We start from the raw sequence: 17541 nt of genomic DNA, 5'->3' as shown, positions 1-17541 counted from the left end.
TTCATCATCAACGCTGACCTTCGGGTTGGCGTTTTTTTTTGTTTTGCAAAAAGAGTTGTTAATTGAGGGCCGTGGGCGGTAACCGCACAGTGACACCTGTCAATTGTCACTGAACAGGAAACCATCCAGATGAAAAAAACACTCGTCATCACTTCCCTGGCGGCCATCATGCTGACAGGGTGCGCCCCCCGGCAACCTCTGCAACAACGTGATGTTTCATCAGTCACGCCGCCTGTCATCGTTACCCGTAATGTGCAACCGGTTAGCCCGGACGTTTATGCCCGGGCGCCGGAAGTGGTTCGTTATGACCGCTATTTACTGGTCAGCACCGATCCTGCTTCCGTCCAGCGCGATCCGCTCTCCCAGATTATCGATATTCGCATCCCGGCGTCGGTTAAACCGACGGTGGCGGATGCCTTGCGTTATGCCCTGCGCCAGTCGGGATACTCGCTGTGCGCCACGGGGCCGGCAAACGGTGTGCTGTACCGACAGGCTCTGCCGGCTGTTCAGTACCAATTAGGGCCAATGCGTTTACGTACCGCGTTGCAGGTACTGGCGGGGCCCGCGTGGCAGCTTGACGTGGACGATGTACAGCGTGTCGTTTGCCACAGCCTGCGCGAAGGCTACCAGTTGCCGGCCACGCAGCTGCCGCCGGCGACGGTTGTCTCTGCCCCGATCAGCGCACCGGCGACGTCTATTGCGCCGCCGCCAGTAAAACCCGTACCGGCAACGGCAGGATGGCTGAAAAAATGACAGAACAAAAGGAACACATGCCCCGGATGACCGCGCCTCAAAAAGGTCTCCTTCGCAGCAAAACATTCTGGGGACTCACCGGAGGCGCATTGATTGTCCTCATGATGGGCATGGCAGGCAGTCATGCGCTTAAGGGCGTTAATCAACGCGTTGCACAACTGGAGCAGGCTCAGAGAAACCTGTCGCCACAAGACGATGTAACGTCTTTACGCAACACGCTGGGGGCGCAACAGCAGCAAGTCGCCATGCTGGAAAGCCGCCAGGCGCAATTCGAGACGAAACTTGCGGCAATCATCAGTAACGCAGCACTGCCGCAGCAGTTGCAGGCGCAACTGGAGGCTCAGCAAGCGGATTTGAACGCTTTGAAAGATGACCTCGCCGCATACAAAAAGTCGGCGTCATCAGCCCCGACACCAACGACTGATACCCCGGCAAGCTCAACTGGCGCATCGACAAAGCCATCAACATCCGCCCCCGCCGCGCCGTCTGCGACGGCCAAAATCATCCCAAAGCATCCGGCTACGCCGATTAAATCGCCTGCACGAGCAGCCGTCCGCGTGGCGCGTAAAGCGCCTTTTGTGCTGACGGGTATTGAGCGGCGAGGTACTGCCGCATTCGCCGCTGTGGCACCGCAGGGGGTCAGTGATTTATCCCAGGTGCGTTTAATCGGCGAGGGAGAATCAGTATCAGGATGGCAGTTGGTCAGCGCCGGGGTTGGCCAGGCTACATTCCGCGTAAATGGCCGTCTGCAGACGCTCAACGTGCAGTGAGGAATGTTAGATGAGACAAAAAAACGCGTTTTTTATCCTGTCGGTACTGCTCCTAACCTGTGGTTCTGCCCACGCCAGGATCCAGACTGTAAACAGTCAGGGGCAGGACGTTTCCAGGCAGGAAACCGCGCAGAGCACTTCTCAGGATCTCCAGAAACAGGCCGGCGAGTGGGGGCTGAATGTTGAGGATTACCAGCGATACCAACAATTAATGGATGGCCCCCGCGGTATGCAGTCACCCGGGCTCGATCCATTAACGGCGTTGGGCATTGAAGCGAGAAGCGATGCTGAACGAAAAAAATATGCCGAACAATGGGTCAGGCAAGAATTTGCCCGTACCGAGAAAGAACTGAAGTTCCAGCGGGAGGTGGATGCTGCCTGGCAGCGACTGGGAGTATTGCCGGTCAATATGGGGAATGCCGCGGGGATTGCACACGATACCGGCGGCCGCCTGGCCCTGTTTGTTAAGGCCAAAGATTGCGCCCAGTGCGATGCGCGTCTGGCGGCGGTTCTGGCGGACAACCGACCTGTCGATATTTACCTGGTCGACAGCCAGGGCAACGACAGTTTTTTGCGTGACTGGGCCCGGGCGCACCACATTCCCGCTGATAAGGTTCGTGCGCGCCAAATTACGCTCAATCATGACGGTGGCCGCTGGATGAAATTCGGCAACGGCCTGATGCCGGTTGTGTTGCAACAGGGGGAAAACGGATGGACTATCGCCGCGTTCTGACCCTGGCGCTGTTAGTGGGATGTGGGGTGCCGGTTTGCGGACAGGCCGCTACGGCACAAGATATCCCGGCCGGTTACCGCGAAGTGGCTATGCGCCACGGGGTGCCGGCGGAATCACTCTACTCGGTGGCGCTGGCTGAAACCTCGATGGCGCCCAAAAGCATTTCCTCTGTTACCCGGGGTGCTGGCCAGCCCCCTTCGGTCGAACGTCCCTGGCCATGGACCATCAATGTGGCCGGGAAAGGTTACCGATATGCCAGCCGTCTGCAGGCTTGGGAAGCCCTGCAGAATTTCCTGAAAACGCATCCGCGTAAACGTATTGATGTCGGCATTGCCCAGGTCAACCTGGGCTGGAACGGTCACTACTTTATGTCGACCTGGGAGGCATTTGACCCTTATACCAACCTCAACGCTGCCGCGAGCATTCTGCGAGAGTGCTATGACCGTAACCCGGGGAGTTGGCTGGCGGCCGCCGGCTGCTATCACCATCCCGCCGGCGGCGCTCCTGCCGCCCGTTACAAATCTATCGTGAAAACCAAGTTGGCACGGATTAACGGCGGAACGACGGCTCCCGCCATCGTGACCCGTATGACGCCAATGCCGGTACAGACCGCGGCGTTGACCTGGATAGAACCACGGAGCCAATAATTATGCGTAAAGTGAATTTTTTGTTGTTCGGCTTGTACCTGGTAACGGCCACCGCATTAGCGAATTTGAACGTCATTGCCGATGTAGGGGGCGATGATGCCGCACCCTATTTTGAGGGGATCAATCGCCAGGACGTGCGGCCTTCCCCCCCTGTGGAACCGCCGCTCCCGTTGTCTGCGCCTGAAACGGAAACGGCGATGTTGCCAGTGAGCACGCCGGATCTGACCCCGGGGAACGTCGCCTCACGACCGCTGAATCTACCGGGCATCGGCGCCTTGTTTATTGTGGGGGATGATGACGCCTCCCGTGCCTGGCTGCAGGCAAATGCGAAAAGCCTGAAGTCCCGGCGTGCCGCCGGATTGGTGGTGAACGTCAGCCACTTTCCGGCGCTTCAGTCACTGCGTGAAATGGCCCCCGGCGTGCCTATGGCGCCGGCGTCAGGCAGCGAGCTGGCGCGCCGTCTGCAGTTCAGCCATTACCCGGTACTTATCACAGACACCGGGTTATCGCAGCAGGTGACCCCATGATGCCGGCGCCACACCTGACCGCTGAATTGATGGCCAACCCATTGCTGACGACGCTGCTGGTCGGGTTGTTTATCGTGGTTATGGTGACGCTGAATCTGCGCGGTTGCCAAAAGGCCAGCGCAAGGCGTCACCGTCGTTACAGGACCAAGGCTGAGCGGGTGATTCAGCGTTTGCCGCAATTATCTGGCGATGCGCAACGCCTGGCATACCTGCGTAAAATCAACCCCTATGTGTTTGAAGAGTTGTTATTACTCGCTTTTGAACGTCAGGGATATCCGATCGTTCGCAATGCCTCATACAGTGGCGACGGTGGGCTGGACGGGCAAGTGTTTATCGATGGCCAGCGTTACCTCATCCAGGCCAAACGTTACGGTAAAACGATTACCCCGGCCCATATTCAGCAGTTCGGGGCGTTGTTGCTGCGAGAACGCTGTGGCGGCTTCTTTATCCATACCGGACGCACGGGCAAACTCAGCCGATCATTACTGAACACTCATCCTCAAGTTCAACTGATAAGCGGACAGCGCCTGCTGGATCTGCTGAATGGTAAAGCGTCCTGGGATGCGGTTTCCTTCACCCCTTTTAAATCCCAACGGAGTCAATCCGATGCGTCTTTCCTTTAATCTGTTGCCGGTACAGTGCCGGTATGGACGGAGAAAAAACGATGAGTAATCGCCATGTGATGGAAGCGCTGCTGCGTCCTGCGGTGGAACTCAATACGGCAATTGTCGCCGGCGCCGCTGCTGGGATTTGTTTTGTGGCGCCCTGGTCGGTGGCATTGGCGCCGTCGGTCAGTTATGTCACCGCCAGTGGTTTCGCCGTTCTGTCGGTTATTCGGGCACGTCAGGGCATGAAGGTGATCCGTTACCGCCGTAATCTGCGCCGCTTACCCCGTTATGTCATGACCAGCGCGCAGATCCCCGTCAGCCGGCAACGGCTTTTCCTTGGCAAAGGTTTTCGCTGGCAACAGAAACACACCCAGCGCCTGATGGATACGCGCCGGCCGGAAGTCGAGAAGTATGTCCTGCCGCCAAAACTTTATCAGATGGCGCGGCGTCTGGAACTGCAAACCGAATACAACATGCCGTGGTTATCCCGGTTGCTGCGAACCGATTCGCCGCTGAATCCGGTTAGGCCTTTGCCGCCGGTGGGGGCAATCCGGCAATCCATGGCATTGAGCCGGATGAGCTCGATGTCTCGATGCCGCTCGGTGAACGTGTCGGCCACTCCCTGGTGCTGGGTACGACGCGAGTCGGTAAAACCCGCCTGGCTGAACTGCTGATCTCCCAGGATATCCGCCGCGGCGATATCACCATCGTGTTCGATCCAAAAGGCGATGCGGACCTGTTACGCCGGGTCTGGGCTGAGGCCCACCGTGCCGGCCGTAGTGATGAGTTGTATATCTTTCATCTTGGGTGGCCGGATATCTCTGCACGTTATAACGCGGTCGGCAGGTTTGAGCGTGTTTCGGAAGTGGCGGGCCGCATTTCCGGGCAGTTAAGTGGGGAGGGGAACAGCGCCGCGTTCCGCGAGTTTGCCTGGCGGTTCGTCAATATCGTCGCCCGCGCCCTGGTCGCTCTGGGCCAACGCCCTGACTACACCCTGATCACCCGTTATGTGAATAACATTAATGAACTTTACGAGACCTATGCTCATAAGGTTATCGAGGAACGGATACCGGCGCTACTGCAGCAGATTGATAACAGCCTGCAGGTGCTGACGGAAGATGATGTGCCGCGCAACATGCAGGGCCAGCCGAACGCAATAAAAATCATGGCGGTGGAAATGGCGTTGAGCTCTGACATTGGCAAGCAACTGTATGATCCCATCCTGGATGGTTTGCGCTCGGCCGTGCGTTATGACCGCACTTACTTTGACAAAATCGTCGCTTCATTGCTGCCGTTGCTGGAGAAGCTGACGACCGGCAAAACTGCTGAACTGTTGGCGCCCGATTATACGAATATGGCCGATCCGAGGCCTATTTTTGACTGGGAGCAGGTCATCCGCAAGCGCGGCATTGTGTATGTCGGGTTGGATGCGTTGTCCGATGGCGTGGTGGCCTCAGCCGTCGGTAACAGCATGTTCGCTGATCTGGTATCCGTAGCCGGCCATATCTATAAACACGGTATGCACGGTGGACTGCCAACCCGATCCGACGGCAAGCTGCCGATAAACCTGCACAGTGACGAGTTCAATGAATTGATGGGGGAAGAGTTTATCCCGCTAATCAATAAGGGCGGCGGCGCCGGCATTCAGGTGACAGCCTATACGCAAACCGAGTCAGACATCGAGGCCCGTATCGGCAGTGCGGCTAAAGCGGCCCAGGTCACCGGTAACTTCAATACCCTGATTATGTTGCGCGTGCGTGAGCAACGGACGGCTCAGTTACTGACATCACAATTGCCGGAGGTGGAGGTCTATACCAAAACCCTGGTATCCGGTCATGCAGACACCGCCGATGTTGAGAAAGGGCAGGATTTTACTTCCAGCACCCAGGATCGTGTCAGTACAGTGAAGACACCGTTACTGGCGCCGGCTGACGTGATCAATCTGCCCAAAGGCCAGGCGTTTGCCCTGCTGGAAGGCGGGCAGTTATGGAAAATTCGCATGCCGTTGCCCAGCGGTGACGGTGATGATGCACTGATGCCCGCTAATCTGCAAAAAATTGCCGAGGAGATGAGGCGTAACTACCGGACTAGCGAGTCCTGGTGGTCGGCGAGCCAGATCATGCCGGATACGGTAGGGAGAACGCATGTCGCAAACGGATAATACTCAGCCACAGCATCCTGTGCCGCCGCGAAAACACGGATTGATTTACAACGTGCTGTGGTGCTGGCCCTGGACATTGATCGGGATGTTCCTGGCTTCGCTCTTTGTGAGTCTGGTGATCGAATATGTCGGAATGGTGTTCTTCTGGCCGGAGCTCGGGGCGTCGCACAGTGAAGCGGTGATGCATACGGAAATAGGGTATTTGTCATCGGAATTTACCCGCAGTCTGCTGTTGTCGGAACCGTCGGTCACCCTGGTTCGCTGGATCAGCGTGGTCTATCAGTGGGCATTTGTCGACAGCGGCTTTCTGGCGTGGATCCATCGCGCTTATGAGACGCAAGCGCACAGCCAGAATGCGATAGCCAGAGAACTGAACAACTGGAGTGCTCAACTGGCAGATTCATTGCAGGATTTCCTGCTGGCGAGCATGTATGTCACGGTGATCGCCCTGATTCGCGTCACGATTCTGGTGCTGTCTATTCCACTCTTTGTGTTGGTGGTGCTGGTAGCATTGACCGAAGGGATGGGGCGGCGTGATATTCGCCGTTACGGCGCCGGGTATGAATCGAGCTTTGTATATCACCATGCGAAACGGATGGTGAAACCCGCTGTTTATATCCCCTGCATGCTGTATCTGTCCTGGCCAACAGCCGTATATCCTAACCTGTTGCTGCTGCCGGCTGCGATTCTATTGGGGATCGCGGTGACTGTGACCACCGCATCTTTCAAAAAATACCTCTGATATCAGGCTGTTATCCCAGCTGGACGGCGGCGTGCAAAACTTGTTTTTGTGCGCCGCCGTCAGCAGACAAGCCGCGAAAAGCGGCGCGTCAGTGGTGGTTCACCAAACAGATTGTATTACGCCATATAGGACGCCAATTATCCCGACCCCACCCGATATGTAGCTGAACCATCTTAATCTGTTCTCACGTCGTTCCCGGGTTATGAAGAGATCTTTCAAACTGGCTGCTAATCGGCTGATCTGATATTCGGTTTCTGGGGTTTGTTTTTTGATTACTTCAAGGTTAGTCCTGATATCTTTAGGGAGATCAATCAGACCTTCTTGTTCTTCGTACCAGTTAATGATGTCTCTGAGGGTATCTGCATGATTATCAATCCCGGTTTTTTTAATTCTTCTTCGAATAAATGTTTTAAAACCAGGCTGAGTGATCTATAGCTTATATACCCTTTATTGAGGAATGTGTGTAAATCCTCCTTTTTCAACTTATTGTTATTTAAGGATATGCTTATTATTTTACGATAACGAAGATTCGTTATAAACCAACCGATAAAAATGATAATCCCCGATGCCATAACAGCGAAAGCTATCGGTATAGCGCTATATAAAAGAATTACTGCAATATCATTGACTTCTTTCAGTGTCATTTCCTTGTTTCTCCTTTTGCTAAACAGTGAAAAAGTATACTTCTGTTGATTCATACCAGTTGATCTCTTGTCCCGAAAATTATCAAAAACCCATAAAGAGTTATCCGCTGACCTTCTCCGCCTGATACCGCACCCTGACAGCACCCTAAATCACTAAGGAGTGCTCGTATGCCTATCCCCGTTGTGAGTAGTCGTGTCGGCGCCGGCTGTCTGCTGGGTCTGACACTGCTGACTGCGCTGCCAGCCCTGGCATCTGAAAAGGACGAGCTGGCGTCTGCCCAGCGCATGCTGATTCAGGTGCAGTCGGCGCTGGAGCGCGCCCGAGTCGCCGCTGTTCAGGCGGATCCGTCGGAACAGGGCCGTTTTTACTTTGACTATCAACGCGCCACGTCCGACCTCAAAACCATCAATGCCGGTATCGAACGCTACCTGGAGCCATCCCGTGCGCAACCGCGCGACGTCGGCGCTGTCGCCGGCAATTACCGCCGGGAGCGTCCCTGATGGCCATGAGTAGCGCACAGGAACAGGCCTTCAACGCCGCCAGCGGCGGGGTTGAAATCAATATCCTTTCGTTGATTTGCATCGGTGGGTTACTTGCGACGCTGTTCGTGTGGGCGGCCTGGGCATTGGTTGATGTCTGGCAAGGGTGGAGTAACGAGAACGTGCGTAACAGTGCGCTGATTCATTTCGGCGTCAGGCTCGTTTTTTTGTTGGTTATCTCAACCTGGATGTTCGCCAGTTGAATGTGTTGTCTTATCGTAAAAGGAATCTCTTATGAACGCTGTTGTAGGTCTTTTTCGTCATCTTTCCGCGCGACTGGCGGTGGCTACGTCACTGTCGTATGCCGCTGTCCAACCGGCACAGGCCGCATTACCCACCGTTGAAGCACCGTCTACCGGTAGCGGTGGTGGTCTGATGTCAACCATCAAAGGCTACTTCCAGGATGGGATCGTCGTCATTGGCCTGGTAGCCGCCGCGGTGGCCTTCCTTATCGTCGCCAATGCGGCCATTCACACCTTTGCGGAAGTTCGTGACGGTAAAGCGAACTGGGCCAAATTTGGCGCCATCGTGCTGGTCGGCGTCGTGTTGTTGGTCATTGTTATCTGGCTGGTTGGCAAATCTGCCGAAATTCTGTTCTGAGGTCGCAGACGATGCAGACTATCCGTTTTTTACCCGATCGCCTCAATGCTGAACCGGTGGTTTTCCGGGGCTTTACCACCCCGGAGATGGGGCTGGCGGCGCTGGCCGGTGTGGGACTGGGTCTGCTTGTGTCGCTGCCGTTTCTTCCGCTTGCCGGTTGGGTTGTTGTCCCCACCGGTATGCTGGTGACGCCACTCCTCGTCATCTGGTTTGGTGGCAGCCGGCTAACGCGCCTCAAGCGCGGTAAACCGGAGAACTATATCTGGCAGCGTCTCGGGGAGCGTAAACGTCGCATAGGGTGGGGTGACCCCACCCTCATTATCGACAAACAAGGCTGGTCGTTGCGGCGCAGCCGAGTGGTTAAGAGGTCAACATGAGCCGTTTCCGTCATGCGGTAAAAAACCGTGACCAGCATATTCTCACATTGCGTATAGCCTGCGGCGTGCTGGTCTTCTTCGTTCTGGTGGCCAGCGTCGGCTGGATGCGGGCGCCGGATAATCTCACCATCCATAACCCTCCTGATTTACGCAGCGGCTCTACCCGCGCCTGGTGGGAAATACCGCCCTCCACGGTGTACAGCTTCGCGTTCTATATTTTCCAGCAACTCAATGCCTGGCCGAAAAACGGCGAAGTGGATTACCCGGCAAAAATTAACACGCTCTCCGCCTACCTGACGCCATCGTGCGAACGTTTCCTGCAGGCGGATGCGAAAAAACGCAGTGATAACGGCGAGCTGACTGGCAGAACGCGCGTGGTGTTCGAAATCCCGGAGCATGGCTACAACGGACGCTATAACCAGGATCCGGTTACGGTCGAGGGACGGGACAACTGGGTTGTGCGTCTTGACCTGGTGGCCGATGAGTCGTTTGCCGGGGAGCCGGTGAAGCGGGCGCTGACGCGCTATCCGCTGAAAATTGTTCGCTGGGAAGGCGATCCGGAACGTAATGAGTTTGGTATGGCGCTGGATTGCTACGACGGTATCCCACAGCGCCTGGCTGTCGCACCGCAAGAACCCGCGCCGGAGAAAAAAGGAGTGTTCCAATGATCAACGTACGTGTATTGGCGCTTGCCCTTGGTTTATTACCGCTGACGGCGACGTTTACCGCACCGGCTGCCCATGCGGATGAGTTGATGAAGTGGGAGCGTATTCCTCTGCCAATTCCGCTGGCCGTGGGTAAGGAGCGGGTATTGTTCGTCGATAAAAATGTGCGCGTTGGTTTCCCGCCGTCGCTGAACGATAAGTTACGCGTGCAAAGCAGCGGTGGCGCGGTATATCTGAAAGCCGACAGCGCCTTTCCGCAAACCCGGCTGCAGTTGCAGGACGTGGAGAGTGGTGAATTCATTCTCCTTGATGTCACTGCCGCAGAAAATGGCCCCACCGAGCCGGTGCGTCTTGTTTACAGCGGTGATGTCACATCGGTCAGCAGTGATAAAGACAATGCCGTCGCCACTGGCGAAGAAAGTTCGACTCCCGGCGCTGATAACGGTACCCAGACGAAACGCAAGCCGGCGAAATATAACGCCCCGCTTCCGATTGTGCTGACACGCTATGCGGCGCAAAGCCTGTACGGCCCGGTGCGAACGGTTGAAGCGGTACCGGGTATTCATCCGGTTAACCCTCACCTGCCAAAACGTATCACCACGCTGTACCCGTCAGAGCCGGTGGCGGTTACGCCGCTGGGAGGATGGGGGATCGGCCGTCGCAATGTCGTCGCGCTCAAGGTACAAAACACCGCCAGCCGCAAGATCGTCCTGGATCCTCGCAACCTGCAGGGACAGTTTGTGACGGCGACATTCCAGCATCGCTTCCTCGGTCCGGTCGGCACGCCGGAGGACACGACTACGCTGTATCTGGTCACGGCCGGGCGTCCGGACGGCGCTTTTGTTGCAGAACCTAACGTTGTGCGTAAAGCGGTGAAGCAAGGAGGTGAGTATGGCGAGCGTTAAATCCAATATGCTGCCTAAGGTGATTGTGGTTGGGGTGTTGGCGGCTGCGATTGTTGTCGGGCTGAAAAGCTGCGGTGGTAACAAATCACCTGAAAAAAACCAGCACGATCAAAGTGTGCTGGCCAACTTATCTCCAGCAGAACTGCATGCGCTGGGGTTGAAGGCGATACCCCGGAGGACACGCTGCGCACCCTGGTCGGCACATTGCGTACTACGCGTACCCAGCAGGCGGAGTTGCAGAAAAATATCGATAATGTCCTGAAAGAAAATGAGGAATTGCGCAAGCGTAATCAGAACGTTTCGGGTCAGGTGAGCGAGGCGGTTGCCGGGTTCCAGAAACAGGCTCAGCAACGTCAGCAGCAGCTCCAGCAGGAGCAGCAGACGCTGATGGGTAAAATTCAGAGTCTGACCGATCAGTTGGCCAACAACAAGGATAAGAAGAAACACGATTCAGATATCCCGTTAGGCCTGGGGCTGGACGGAATGGGCGCCGGTGATGGGCGCGCTGCGTCTGGACAGGACGGCCTGATGTGGGTGAACCCCAAAGATCAGAAAGAACCCGATCCGCGCAATACCAACAGTGCGAAAGAAGGGCCTCAGTTCCCGACCTCTTTCCTGGCTGACAATGCGTTAACCCGGCAAAAAGCCGCGTATGAGCAGCAGGTGAAGGGCCACACCCATGAAAAAGGGGCGGAGGAGAACGTTGAGCCGGTCTATACCCTGCCGGAGAACGCCACATTGGTGGGTAGCCGCGCGATGACCGCACTGTTGGGGCGGGTGCCAATCAACGGTACGGTCACCGACCCCTATCCGTTTAAATTGCTTATCGGCAAAGATAACCTGACGGCCAATGGCATTGAACTGCCGGACGTCGAAGGTGCTGTCGTATCAGGCACCGCCAGCGGTGACTGGACGCTTTCCTGTGTGCGAGGCCAGGTCAACAGCATTACGTTTGTCTTTGCTGATGGCACGATTCGTACGTTGCCGAAAGCTAACGCCAATGCTGGCAGCGGTAACAGCGGTGGCAACGGCAAGGACGTGAGCACTAATGCCGGCATTGGCTGGATTTCGGATGACAATGGTATCCCCTGTATCAGCGGTGAGCGTAAGTCCAATGCCTCGACCTATCTGCCTACCATTGCTGCCCTTTCCGGCGCCAGCGCCGCCGGTGATGCATTTAGCCAGGGGCAGTACACCACGCAAAATAACGTCAACGGTATCACCTCCACCATGACGGGCAGTGCCGGCCAGGCTGTTCTGGGCAAGGCGCTGTCCGGCAGTATGAAAGAAACGGCTGACTGGGTGCGTGAGCGGTACGGGATGATGTTTGATGCCATTTATGTGCCGCCGGGTCAGAAACTGGCTATCCATATCACCCGTCAACTGGCGATCGATTTTGAGACCCAGGGGCGCAAGGTGCGTTATGACGACTTCAGTCTGCCAGGCGCAGACGGTAGCACTGGCGGATTGGACTGATTACAGGGGAACCTTCCATGAAAATGAAAAAAACAAGGGCGGTGATGGCCGCTATTTTGGTGAGCGCACTGCTGAGCGGCTGCTCTACGTCGAAAGAAGAAATGCTGCCGGCGGGTGACAGCACGATGCTGGAATTGTGGCAGGGGGAGGACGGCGCCGGCTCCACGCGCCATGCGGTGGCCGCCCGGGACAGCCTGAGGCGTCCGCTTACTGAGAACGAGCAACAGGCCACCCTGGCAGACGATCGCAGCTACAGCCGCACCCAGGAAAGTGAAATCAGCCAGCAGTTCCCGCGTTTGCCTAATCCTGATCTTGTGATGTATGTGTTTCCGCACCTCGCTGACGGCAATACCCCGGTGCCGGGTTACAGTACGGTGTTTCCGTTCTACAGCCAGGTGCAATACGCGATGCCCGGCGAGCGGACGGAGGCCTACTGATGCGATTCCCTCTGTTTGATAAAAAGCGCCTGATACGAAAAAGTCCGGCGCTTCCCGCTGATAATACGACCGGCCAGCTCACTTCCGCTGAGGAAGGTGTTTCCCTGATCGTTGCCGGGCGAGAGGCGCTGACGCGACCGGGAAAAATGACGATTGATGATGAAAAGCAGTTGTATCACGCCAATCCATCCATCATTGATTACCTGCCCTGGGCAGAGTTTTTGGATCGCGAGCAATGTATTTTGCTCGATGACGGCGTTTCCGTGGGCGCGGTATTTGATGTCACGCCTGTGGCGACAGAAGGGCGTACTGACGACCGCCTTGAGCAGATGCGCGACACGGTCGAGGATGCGTTGCAGGATTCGTTTGATGAACATGACGAAAACCCCTGGGTGGTACAATTTTTCTGCCAGGATGAAAACAATGTCGAGGCCTATATCGACCGGCTCAGAGCCTACGTTAAACCCCATGCACAGGGCAGTAAATTGTCAGAGTCCTGGTTAAGAGAGACTGAGCGACATCTGCGAGGTATCGCCCGGCCGGAAGGACTGTTTAAAGATACGCTTATCACCGATCAGCCATGGCGGGGGCAGCAGCGGCGTACCCGCATGGTGATCTATCGCTGGATTGGAAAGAATAACGCGGATCCGATGCCGCCAATCGCGATGCTCGATCAGGCCTGTGAACGTGTCACCGGCGCTCTCGCCGGCGCCGGCGTCATCTGCGTGCGGCAGAACGGGGCGCAGGTGCATGACTGGCTACTGCGTCATTTTAATCCGAGCCCGGACTGGGTGAATAAAGAGACCCTGTACCGGGACGCTGCCTATTTTGACCGTCGTGATACACCGGATGGCGAGATGCCGGTGATGAACGATTTCGCTGAAACATTGTGGTTTACCCCGCCCCGGTCCGATCCGGACAACGGTGTCTGGTGGTTCGATAATCAGGCGCATTGCGCCATTCCGGTCGAGAAACTGCGCCGCCCGCCGGAGCCGGGCACGATCACCGGGGAAATGAAACGCGGTGAGAAAAAAATCAATGCGCTGATGGATTTGTTCCCGGAAGGGACGATGCTGTGTATAACCATCTTGGTGCAGCCGCAGGATACGCTGGAGAACGATTTCAACAAGCTGTCTAAGAATGCCGTCGGTGAAAATACCGAGTCCGGGCGCGTGCGCCAGGATGTAGCACAGGTGAAGGAATACCTGGGCAATCGCCACAAATTGTACCGTGCCGGCATCACGTTCCTGCTGCGTGCCGGCGACCTGAATGCACTCAACCACAAACGAGTGGAACTGACTAACGTGTTGCTTGGCGCCGGCCTGCAGCCCATTCGTCCCGAATTTGACGTGGCGCCCCTCAATACCTATTTGCGGGCGCTGCCGATGTGTTTTAACCCGGAGACGGACAAAAAACACTGGTATACCCGCCTGACCTGGGTACAACACCTCGCCGGTCTGTTGCCGGTAACCGGGAGAGAAACTGGTACCGGTAACCCGGGAATGAGCTTTTTCAACCGTGGCGGCGACACGTTGACGGTCGACCCGCTGAACAAGCACGATCGTAGTCAGAATGCGCACATGCTGTATTTCGGCCCGACCGGCGCCGGGAAATCCGCGACGCTGTGCGCGGTAATGTCTCAATTGATGGCGATACACCGTCCCCGTTTGTTTATTGCAGAAGCAGGCAATAGTTTTGGTCTGCTGGCAGATTATTACGAGAGCCAGGGGCTCAGCGTCAATAAAGTGAGCATCAAGCCGGGTAGCGGCGTGTCACTGCCGCCGTTTACTTATGCACATAAGTTGGTTGAAGAAACCGCCCTGAACCTGGATGAGAACGAGTTGCCGGATCTTGATGCTGATGATGAAGATGAGGACAAACGTGATTATCTGGGAGAAATGGAAATTTCGGCGCGCATGATGATCACCGGTGGGGATGAGAAGGAAGAGGCTGAATTGAAACGCGCTGACCGCGCGATGATCCGTGAAGCCCTGCTGATGGCGGCACGCCAGACGTATGAAGAGGGGCGTCAAATGTTGCCGACCGACCTGCAGAATGCGCTGTATGACATCTCCAAAGATGACGGCAACGATGTGCGTAATGCGCAACGGCGGGCAAAAGCCGCCGAGATGGCGGAGTCGCTGGGGATGTTCACACAGGCAGGCAGTTTTGAAGCTGAACTGTTCAATCGTGAAGGCAGTCTGTGGCCGGAGGCGGATGTGACGCTGATCGACCTGGGCCACCTGGCGCGGGAAGGCTATGAAGCACAAATGGCGCTGACCATGGTGAGTCTGACCAACACCATCAACAACATTGCCGAACGCGACCAATACTCGGAGCGGGATATCGTGTTTGCCGTGGATGAAGCGCACATCGTGACGGTGAACCCGCTGCTGGCGCCGTACATGACTAAAATCGTCAAAATGTGGCGTAAGCTCGGCGCGTGGCTGTGGTTGGCCACGCAGAACCTGAAAGACTTCCCGGACATCGCCGAGAAGATGCTGAATATGGCGGAATGGTGGGTTTGTCTGACGATGCCGCCGGAAGAGGTCAACGATATCGCCCGATTCAAGGCGCTGACTGATGAACAAAAGGCGGTATTGCTGTCCGCCAGTAAACTGTCCGGCTGCTATACCGAAGGGGTGATACTGTCGAAAAAAGTGGAGGCGCTGTTCCGGGCAGTGCCGCCCAGCCTGTACCTGGCACTGGGTATGACCGAAAAAGAGGAAAAAGCTGAGCGTCGCGCGCTGATGCAGAAATTTGGCTGCAGTGAGCTGGAAGCCGCCCGCAAAGTGGCGCAAAAGCTTGACCGCCTTCGTGGGTTGCTGACAGACGAGGGGGAAGAGGCTGCATGATGACACTGAAATACCCCGCCCTCGCTGTTCGTTCGCATAATCTGTATCGGGAGCCGTCTCTGTTTACCCTGCCGCCTCAGGGGGCTGCCAGTATCAGTGAAACCGATGCCCGGGCGCTGGATGTATTTTGTCAGGCTATCCGCGATCGGCTGTCGGGGCCGGTCTCATTGACCGCGCACCCCCATCGGATTGGAAGCCGCACCAGTGTGGCGCTGCATCTGGAAGGCCGTAGGGGGAGGGGCATTGATGTCCTGATAACGGTGACCGGCAATACCCTGTGAGAGCGTTAGAAATTCTGTGTCATTCCAGTAATATACTTCAAAAAAGGAATGACACATGTCCCAGCCCTTCGATTTCGACAAAGCACTTAAGGCCCTCCAGTCCGGTCAGGCATTAACAGGCAAGGATGGTATCTTAACCCCATTAATTAAACAGTTAACTGAAGCTGCTCTGGCCGCTGAACTTGACTCTCATCTGGCTGCAGATGTGGAAGCAAACCGTAAAAACGGTTCCGGCAAAAAGACCATTAAAGCGACGACCGGCAGTTTTGAACTCGCCACACCACGCGACCGCAATGGCACTTTCGAGCCTCAGTTGGTAAAAAAGCACCAGACCACCCTGTCCGACGAGATTGAGCACAAGATTATCCGCCTGTTCGCTCTCGGCATGAGCTACGCCGACATCAGCCGGGAAATCGAAGACCTGTACGCTTTCAGCGTTTCCACGTCCACTATCAGCGCCGTTACCGACAAGGTCATCCCCGAACTGAAACACTGGCAGCAGCGCCCGCTGGAGCCGGTGTATCCTTTCGTCTGGCTGGATGCCATCCACTACAAAATCCGTGAGGATGGGCGCTATGTGAGCAAGGCGGTGTATACCGTACTGGCCCTGAACGCCAAAGGCAAAAAAGACGTGCTGGGGTTGTATCTGTCTGAAAGTGAAGGAGCCAACTTCTGGTTGTCGGTGCTGACCGACCTGCAAAACCGGGGTGTCAGGGATATCCTGATTGCCTGCGTGGACGGATTGACCGGGTTCCCGGAAGCGATAAATAGCATTTATCCGCAGACGGAAGTGCAGTTGTGCGTCATCCACCAGATACGCAACTCCATCAAATACGTGGCGTCGAAGCACCACAAAGCGTTCATGGCCGACCTGAAGCCGGTTTACCGCGCGGTATCGAAAGCGGCGGCGGAAACTGCGCTGGACGAGTTGGATGCCAGATGGGGCCAGCAGTATCCGATGGTTATCCAGTCATGGCGCCGGAAATGGGAAAATCTGTCGGCGTACTTCCGCTATCCGGCGGATATCCGCAAGGTGATTTACACCACCAACGCCATCGAATCAGTTCACCGGCAGTTCAGGAAGCTGACGAAAACCAAAGGGGCGTTCCCTAATGAAAACAGCCTGTTGAAGCTGCTTTATCTGGGGCTGATGAATGCGCGGGAGAAATGGACAATGCCAATCCAGAACTGGAACTTGACCTTGTCGCAGTTGGCCATTTATTTTGACGGGCGACTGAATAACGTGATTACGCTGTAATATTTTTACCGTGACACAGAATTCTGAACACTCCCTTTCATTATCACGCATCATCTCGTTTTCCATCCTTGAATAATGCGATAAATCACTCAGGCGTAACCCAGCCTTATCATCAATAACAGGCAGTAAATTTTTTTTCTTACCGTACAGATATCTGACATTCACAAATAATAATCCTTTTATTTATCTATGTTATATAACGCTGGCAGTGGCCAGCATTAAAAAAATTCTCTTAGCCTAAAAGGTCATCTACATAATTCATTATCGAACGAACCAGATTGATAGTAAATTTAGCGTCTGCCTCGCTTAATAATGAGGGTGAGCCATGCCATGATGATTCCTTAAATAGTTAATCTTATCAAGATCTGCCATGTTCGTTTTCGTATCGTCTTATGAATTCATGGATGTGGTTATGGGTCAGTTGATTATCCTTTTCAACTTTATCAATGATGTCGGTGACATTACCAGCTTGGCTGGGGCCAAAGGCCGTCTGATACTTTGATAGCTCACTGCTCATACGTTGTTCCCTTCACTGGACAGAACGGTAATTCTGCCCAGTAAG

19 protein-coding genes and 2 pseudogenes are annotated in these 17541 nt (G+C 55.5%); 19 read left to right on the top strand and 2 right to left on the bottom strand.

Features of this window, described 5'->3' with window-relative positions:
- The first annotated feature begins 129 nt into the window (after nucleotides 1-129).
- From pilL2 to HC231_RS18375, 8 genes and pseudogenes are all read left to right on the top strand, one after another.
- The gene (pilL2, locus tag HC231_RS18410; protein ID WP_208228167.1) at nucleotides 130-753 is read left to right on the top strand and encodes a PFGI-1 class ICE element type IV pilus protein PilL2; all 624 of its coding nucleotides are present in this window, start codon (nucleotides 130-132) and stop codon (nucleotides 751-753) included.
- A complete protein-coding gene (locus HC231_RS18405; RefSeq protein WP_208228166.1) occupies nucleotides 750-1523 on the top strand; it encodes a hypothetical protein in 774 nt (257 codons plus the stop codon). Before pilL2 ends, HC231_RS18405 begins: the two co-directional genes overlap by 4 nt.
- A gap of 10 nt (nucleotides 1524-1533) precedes the next feature.
- Nucleotides 1534-2256 carry a TIGR03759 family integrating conjugative element protein gene (locus tag HC231_RS18400; RefSeq protein ID WP_208228165.1) on the top strand — a complete coding sequence of 241 codons (723 nt, stop codon included), beginning with the start codon at nucleotides 1534-1536 and terminating at the stop codon, nucleotides 2254-2256.
- Nucleotides 2235-2903: a transglycosylase SLT domain-containing protein gene (locus HC231_RS18395; protein ID WP_208228164.1), complete on the top strand. Its 669-nt coding sequence runs from the start codon at nucleotides 2235-2237 to the stop codon at nucleotides 2901-2903. The genes HC231_RS18400 and HC231_RS18395 overlap by 22 nt, the downstream gene beginning before the upstream one ends.
- Nucleotides 2904-2905: 2 nt before the next feature.
- Nucleotides 2906-3430 (top strand): integrating conjugative element protein, encoded by a 525-nt coding sequence (locus HC231_RS18390; RefSeq protein WP_208228163.1) that lies wholly within the window; start codon nucleotides 2906-2908, stop codon nucleotides 3428-3430.
- Complete coding sequence (locus HC231_RS18385) at nucleotides 3427-4053, top strand: restriction endonuclease (protein ID WP_208228162.1); 627 nt, start codon at nucleotides 3427-3429, stop codon at nucleotides 4051-4053. Before HC231_RS18390 ends, HC231_RS18385 begins: the two co-directional genes overlap by 4 nt.
- A 41-nt stretch (nucleotides 4054-4094) precedes the next feature.
- Nucleotides 4095-6199, top strand: a pseudogene (traD, locus tag HC231_RS18380) (type IV conjugative transfer system coupling protein TraD).
- On the top strand, nucleotides 6183-6941 hold the full coding sequence (locus HC231_RS18375; RefSeq protein WP_208228161.1) for a TIGR03747 family integrating conjugative element membrane protein: 759 nt from the start codon (nucleotides 6183-6185) through the stop codon (nucleotides 6939-6941). Before traD ends, HC231_RS18375 begins: the two are co-directional and overlap by 17 nt.
- Nucleotides 6942-7252: 311 nt before the next feature.
- On the opposite strand, the gene HC231_RS18370 is transcribed toward HC231_RS18375, so the two are convergent.
- Nucleotides 7253-7585: a hypothetical protein gene (locus HC231_RS18370; protein WP_208228160.1), complete on the bottom strand. Its 333-nt coding sequence runs from the start codon at nucleotides 7583-7585 to the stop codon at nucleotides 7253-7255.
- Nucleotides 7586-7753: 168 nt separating this feature from the next.
- Between HC231_RS18370 and HC231_RS18365 the strand changes: the two genes are divergently transcribed.
- The 11 genes and pseudogenes from HC231_RS18365 to HC231_RS18315 all read left to right on the top strand — a co-directional run bounded on the left by HC231_RS18365 (nucleotide 7754) and on the right by HC231_RS18315 (nucleotide 16979).
- Nucleotides 7754-8086, top strand: a complete 333-nt coding sequence (locus HC231_RS18365; protein ID WP_208228159.1) for an integrative conjugative element protein, RAQPRD family — start codon at nucleotides 7754-7756, stop codon at nucleotides 8084-8086.
- A complete protein-coding gene (locus tag HC231_RS18360) occupies nucleotides 8086-8328 on the top strand; it encodes a TIGR03758 family integrating conjugative element protein (RefSeq protein ID WP_208228158.1) in 243 nt (80 codons plus the stop codon). Before HC231_RS18365 ends, HC231_RS18360 begins: the two co-directional genes overlap by 1 nt.
- Nucleotides 8329-8359: 31 nt before the next feature.
- Complete coding sequence (locus HC231_RS18355) at nucleotides 8360-8725, top strand: TIGR03745 family integrating conjugative element membrane protein (protein ID WP_112104537.1); 366 nt, start codon at nucleotides 8360-8362, stop codon at nucleotides 8723-8725.
- An 11-nt stretch (nucleotides 8726-8736) separates the two neighbouring features.
- Nucleotides 8737-9102, top strand: a complete 366-nt coding sequence (locus HC231_RS18350) for a TIGR03750 family conjugal transfer protein (protein WP_208228157.1) — start codon at nucleotides 8737-8739, stop codon at nucleotides 9100-9102.
- Entirely contained in the window at nucleotides 9099-9770 is a 672-nt protein-coding gene (locus HC231_RS18345) for a PFL_4703 family integrating conjugative element protein (RefSeq protein ID WP_208228156.1), read from the top strand. The genes HC231_RS18350 and HC231_RS18345 overlap by 4 nt, the downstream gene beginning before the upstream one ends.
- The gene (locus HC231_RS18340; RefSeq protein WP_208228155.1) at nucleotides 9767-10672 is read left to right on the top strand and encodes a TIGR03749 family integrating conjugative element protein; all 906 of its coding nucleotides are present in this window, start codon (nucleotides 9767-9769) and stop codon (nucleotides 10670-10672) included. Before HC231_RS18345 ends, HC231_RS18340 begins: the two co-directional genes overlap by 4 nt.
- Nucleotides 10659-12148 (top strand): annotated as a pseudogene (locus HC231_RS18335) (TIGR03752 family integrating conjugative element protein). The gene HC231_RS18340 and the pseudogene HC231_RS18335 overlap by 14 nt, the downstream one beginning before the upstream one ends.
- A gap of 23 nt (nucleotides 12149-12171) precedes the next feature.
- Nucleotides 12172-12585, top strand: coding sequence for a TIGR03751 family conjugal transfer lipoprotein (locus HC231_RS18330; RefSeq protein ID WP_208228154.1), 414 nt, complete (start codon nucleotides 12172-12174; stop codon nucleotides 12583-12585).
- Nucleotides 12585-15440: a conjugative transfer ATPase gene (locus tag HC231_RS18325; protein ID WP_208228153.1), complete on the top strand. Its 2856-nt coding sequence runs from the start codon at nucleotides 12585-12587 to the stop codon at nucleotides 15438-15440. The genes HC231_RS18330 and HC231_RS18325 overlap by 1 nt, the downstream gene beginning before the upstream one ends.
- On the top strand, nucleotides 15437-15721 hold the full coding sequence (locus tag HC231_RS18320; RefSeq protein ID WP_246494561.1) for an acetyltransferase: 285 nt from the start codon (nucleotides 15437-15439) through the stop codon (nucleotides 15719-15721). Before HC231_RS18325 ends, HC231_RS18320 begins: the two co-directional genes overlap by 4 nt.
- A 55-nt stretch (nucleotides 15722-15776) precedes the next feature.
- Nucleotides 15777-16979, top strand: a complete 1203-nt coding sequence (locus HC231_RS18315; protein ID WP_208228152.1) for an IS256 family transposase — start codon at nucleotides 15777-15779, stop codon at nucleotides 16977-16979.
- A 358-nt stretch (nucleotides 16980-17337) separates the two neighbouring features.
- On the opposite strand, the gene HC231_RS18310 is transcribed toward HC231_RS18315, so the two are convergent.
- Nucleotides 17338-17496: a hypothetical protein gene (locus tag HC231_RS18310; protein ID WP_208228151.1), complete on the bottom strand. Its 159-nt coding sequence runs from the start codon at nucleotides 17494-17496 to the stop codon at nucleotides 17338-17340.
- Nucleotides 17497-17541: the final 45 nt, after the last annotated feature.

Source organism: Brenneria izadpanahii (assembly GCF_017569925.1).
Classification (GTDB): Bacteria; Pseudomonadota; Gammaproteobacteria; order Enterobacterales; family Enterobacteriaceae; genus Brenneria; species Brenneria izadpanahii.
The sequence above is the reverse complement of the archived record's forward strand: the minus strand, read 5'-3'. Positions and strand labels throughout refer to the sequence as shown.

Coding starts and splice junctions, on each gene's coding strand:
- pilL2 (WP_208228167.1), top strand. CDS start 130: ATGAAAAAAACACTCGTCATCACTTCCCTGGCGGCCATCATGCTGACA.
- HC231_RS18405 (WP_208228166.1), top strand. CDS start 750: ATGACAGAACAAAAGGAACACATGCCCCGGATGACCGCGCCTCAAAAA.
- HC231_RS18400 (WP_208228165.1), top strand. CDS start 1,534: ATGAGACAAAAAAACGCGTTTTTTATCCTGTCGGTACTGCTCCTAACC.
- HC231_RS18395 (WP_208228164.1), top strand. CDS start 2,235: ATGGACTATCGCCGCGTTCTGACCCTGGCGCTGTTAGTGGGATGTGGG.
- HC231_RS18390 (WP_208228163.1), top strand. CDS start 2,906: ATGCGTAAAGTGAATTTTTTGTTGTTCGGCTTGTACCTGGTAACGGCC.
- HC231_RS18385 (WP_208228162.1), top strand. CDS start 3,427: ATGATGCCGGCGCCACACCTGACCGCTGAATTGATGGCCAACCCATTG.
- HC231_RS18375 (WP_208228161.1), top strand. CDS start 6,183: ATGTCGCAAACGGATAATACTCAGCCACAGCATCCTGTGCCGCCGCGA.
- HC231_RS18370 (WP_208228160.1), bottom strand. CDS start 7,585: ATGACACTGAAAGAAGTCAATGATATTGCAGTAATTCTTTTATATAGC.
- HC231_RS18365 (WP_208228159.1), top strand. CDS start 7,754: ATGCCTATCCCCGTTGTGAGTAGTCGTGTCGGCGCCGGCTGTCTGCTG.
- HC231_RS18360 (WP_208228158.1), top strand. CDS start 8,086: ATGGCCATGAGTAGCGCACAGGAACAGGCCTTCAACGCCGCCAGCGGC.
- HC231_RS18355 (WP_112104537.1), top strand. CDS start 8,360: ATGAACGCTGTTGTAGGTCTTTTTCGTCATCTTTCCGCGCGACTGGCG.
- HC231_RS18350 (WP_208228157.1), top strand. CDS start 8,737: ATGCAGACTATCCGTTTTTTACCCGATCGCCTCAATGCTGAACCGGTG.
- HC231_RS18345 (WP_208228156.1), top strand. CDS start 9,099: ATGAGCCGTTTCCGTCATGCGGTAAAAAACCGTGACCAGCATATTCTC.
- HC231_RS18340 (WP_208228155.1), top strand. CDS start 9,767: ATGATCAACGTACGTGTATTGGCGCTTGCCCTTGGTTTATTACCGCTG.
- HC231_RS18330 (WP_208228154.1), top strand. CDS start 12,172: ATGAAAAAAACAAGGGCGGTGATGGCCGCTATTTTGGTGAGCGCACTG.
- HC231_RS18325 (WP_208228153.1), top strand. CDS start 12,585: ATGCGATTCCCTCTGTTTGATAAAAAGCGCCTGATACGAAAAAGTCCG.
- HC231_RS18320 (WP_246494561.1), top strand. CDS start 15,437: ATGATGACACTGAAATACCCCGCCCTCGCTGTTCGTTCGCATAATCTG.
- HC231_RS18315 (WP_208228152.1), top strand. CDS start 15,777: ATGTCCCAGCCCTTCGATTTCGACAAAGCACTTAAGGCCCTCCAGTCC.
- HC231_RS18310 (WP_208228151.1), bottom strand. CDS start 17,496: ATGAGCAGTGAGCTATCAAAGTATCAGACGGCCTTTGGCCCCAGCCAA.